A 3,120-nucleotide genomic window follows, 5' to 3' on the forward strand; every position below is an offset into this window, starting at 1 on the left:
CCATACAAGGCCTATATCGCGATAAGCTTGTTGACCGGGAGGGTCAATCACCACTAAATTCTGATTTTGCAACAAACCATGATCGATCGCCATTTGTGGAATAAAGGTGGTTCCTAAACCATTTGCCACCATTTGTACCAACGTATGTAGGCTTGTGGCGGTGAACGGGTTTATCTTCTCTTTGTCGGTTAGCTTACAAGCTGATACCGCGTGCTCGGTTAAGCAGTGCTCGTTCTCCAACAAGAATACAGATTCGTCTGGCAGGTCATCATATTTAATCGGAACACGAATACCATCGGCTTGATTGCGGCTGATTACCATTCTGAAAGGGTCTTGCCCAACAACTTTGCTCTCCATGTTGTCGATATCGACAGGCAAAGCCAGAATCAGTACATCCAACTCACCATGACGCAACGCAGCCAATAGGTTAGTTGTCGTGTCTTCCCGTAACAACAAGTTCAACTGTGGAAAACGTTGGTTCGCTTCTTGTACCAAATCGCACAATAGGAATGGAGCAATAGTAGGAATACACCCTACTCGCAACTGCCCTTGCATCGCGTCTCCATTACATAGATTTCCGAGCTCAACCAAGTCTTGCCCTTTCGCCAGTAACTCTCGACCATGCTTAACCACCAGCTCACCCGCTTGAGTGAAAACCAATGGGCTCTTTTTATCTTTCTTCTCATAGAGAGGACAACCAATGAGTTCTTCCAGGTTTTGAATGCCTTTACTTAGTGTCGATTGACTCACGAAGCAGCGATCCGCAGCGTCGCTAAAGTGGCGAGTTTCGTGAAGAGTAACAAGATAGTGAAGTTGCTTAAGACTTGGCCATTTATTCATGAAATTACTTTGAAATATGAGTAGGATAACTTAAGTGAAGGTCATTTGACCTAAGGAACGGACAAAGAATAAGCTTATCGCTTTTTTCGATTAACTTAATCTATTTAATTCGCTTTTTTCTATAGTACCGATTGTACTATAGTTTGTCCCGTAGAAACGGAGCCCAAACAAAGATGTGTTGGGCCAACTAATTTTTTAGGAGATTCCAAATGGTACTAGTAGGTCGTCAAGCCCCTGACTTTACTGCAGCAGCTGTTCTAGGTAACGGTGAGATCGTTGATAACTTCAACTTCGCAGAATTCACTAAAGGTAAGAAAGCGGTAGTTTTCTTCTACCCACTAGACTTCACTTTCGTTTGTCCTTCAGAGCTAATCGCTTTCGACAACCGTCTAGAAGATTTCCAAGCTAAAGGCGTTGAAGTAATCGGTGTTTCTATCGATTCTCAATTCTCTCACAACGCATGGCGTAACACTGCTATCGCTGACGGCGGTATCGGTCAAGTTAAATACCCTCTAATTGCTGACGTTAAGCACGAAATCTGCAAAGCATACGATGTTGAGCACCCAGAAGCAGGCGTTGCTTTCCGTGGTTCTTTCCTAATCGACGCAGACGGCCTTGTACGTCACCAAGTAGTTAACGATCTTCCACTAGGTCGTAACATCGACGAAATGCTACGCATGGTAGACGCACTAAACTTCCACGAGAAGAACGGTGAAGTATGTCCTGCACAATGGGAAGAAGGTAAATCAGGTATGGACGCATCTCCACAAGGTGTTGCTGCATTCCTATCTGAGCACGCTGACGACCTAAGCAAGTAATTACCTCTTAAGCCCGAACTCAACGCGGGTTAATGGTTGGAAGACTCTCTATAAAGAGAAATAAAGCATAAGCTAATAGCGCAAAGCGCACCGCCAATCAGTTAAGAAGTAAAGTCCTATTAAAAGCCCGAAGTTAACGCTTCGGGCTTTTTTCATCTCTCTCCGACGACAATTATCTACCCAAACCGCCTCTGCAACATTTAATAGAGGCAGTTACAAGAACAAACTTTACCCCTATTTTCCTCTGCTACCACCTATTCATATCCGTATCTAGGTTGTTATGATTTCGTCCGTATCTTTTTGAACGGATAAATACGATGAACACCGAAATTGAAGTCTGTATCGATAACTTAGAATCTCTATATAACGCACTATCTGGTGGCGCGAATCGAATTGAGCTTTGCTCTTCATTAGCACTTGGCGGGTTAACTCCAAGCTTCGGAATGATGAAGCAAGCGGCAAAAATTTCGTCCGTACCAGTTTATGCCATGATACGACCGAGACAAGGTGACTTCATATTCGATTATGACGATATACTCTGTATGCTGGAAGATATTGAAGCTTGTGCGAGAGCAGGGTTGAATGGCGTCGTTCTGGGTGTACTAACACCTGATGGTGAGATTGATATGTCTGCAATGCAAATTCTCTCAAGCAAGGCTCACCAACTCAAACTAGCAATCACCTTCCACCGTGCAATCGACCAGCTTCAGGATTATAAAGTAGCGTTAGAGCAGATTATTGAGCTTGGATGTGAAAGAATCCTGACGTCAGGGCTTGCTATTAATGCAGAGCAAGGCATCAATGTGCTCGCAGATATGGTCAAACAAGCCGATGGCAGAATCGATATAATGGCTGGTGCAGGCGTCAACGCAACGAATGCCAAAATGATTCAAAGCTCCACCCAAGTACCTGCACTTCACCTTTCAGGTAAATCGACAAGACCCAGCCTAATGGAAAGCAATTCAAGCGCTCAAATGGGCAGTAATGATGTTGATGATTATCAGATACCAGTAACTAATGCGAATAAGATATCCAATGTGAGAGCTGCCCTCACCGCTTAGGGTAATCGTCACTAACACAAATCCAGAGAACCACGCTGACGAATCTAGCGGACTGGCGTATATTAGAGTTAATAGCACAGAAAATTTTCATGGACAGATATGGCTAAAGACTTATTCAGCTCTCTTGATTTAAACCTGTTACGAACATTTCTTATTGTTTATCAAGAAAAAAACACCAGAAAGGCTGCGGAACGTTTATTCGTTTCTCAGCCAGCGGTTAGCCAAGCCCTACAAAAGCTAAGACACCACTTCAACGATGACCTTTTCGTAAAGGTTCATGGAGGCTTACAACCTACGGCATTTTCAGAGCAGCTCACCAATCAAATAAAACCGTTCATGGACGGTCTATCTATCGCGGTTAATACATCAAACACTTTTGATCCGAAAGAGATCGATTACAC

4 protein-coding genes are annotated in these 3,120 nt (G+C 43.7%); 3 read left to right on the forward strand and 1 reads right to left on the reverse strand.

The genetic code is table 11. The annotated features are described in order from the left end of the window. Positions 1-840, reverse strand: an 840-nt coding sequence (locus AB4653_RS07590; RefSeq protein WP_372103730.1) for a hydrogen peroxide-inducible genes activator, incomplete at its 3' end; no start/stop codon positions are given. 209 nt (positions 841-1,049) lie between these two features. Between AB4653_RS07590 and AB4653_RS07595 the strand changes: the two genes are divergently transcribed. The 3 genes from AB4653_RS07595 to AB4653_RS07605 all read left to right on the forward strand — a co-directional run. Continuing rightward, positions 1,050-1,658, forward strand: coding sequence for a peroxiredoxin C (locus tag AB4653_RS07595; protein WP_009848275.1), 609 nt, complete (start codon positions 1,050-1,052; stop codon positions 1,656-1,658). Between the two features lie 317 nt (positions 1,659-1,975). Further along, the gene (locus AB4653_RS07600; protein ID WP_009848274.1) at positions 1,976-2,719 is read left to right on the forward strand and encodes a copper homeostasis protein CutC; all 744 of its coding nucleotides are present in this window, start codon (positions 1,976-1,978) and stop codon (positions 2,717-2,719) included. Positions 2,720-2,818: 99 nt separating this feature from the next. Further along, on the forward strand, positions 2,819-3,120 hold a 302-nt coding region (locus AB4653_RS07605; protein ID WP_372103733.1), incomplete at its 3' end, for a LysR family transcriptional regulator.

This window comes from Vibrio sp. 10N.222.48.A3 (assembly GCF_041475345.1).
Lineage (GTDB): Bacteria > Pseudomonadota > Gammaproteobacteria > Enterobacterales > Vibrionaceae > Vibrio > Vibrio tasmaniensis_A.

Bases quoted from the DNA above. Each gene is read 5' to 3' on its own strand.
- AB4653_RS07595 (WP_009848275.1), top strand. From the start codon at position 1,050: ATGGTACTAGTAGGTCGTCAAGCCCCTGACTTTACTGCAGCAGCTGTT.
- AB4653_RS07600 (WP_009848274.1), top strand. From the start codon at position 1,976: ATGAACACCGAAATTGAAGTCTGTATCGATAACTTAGAATCTCTATAT.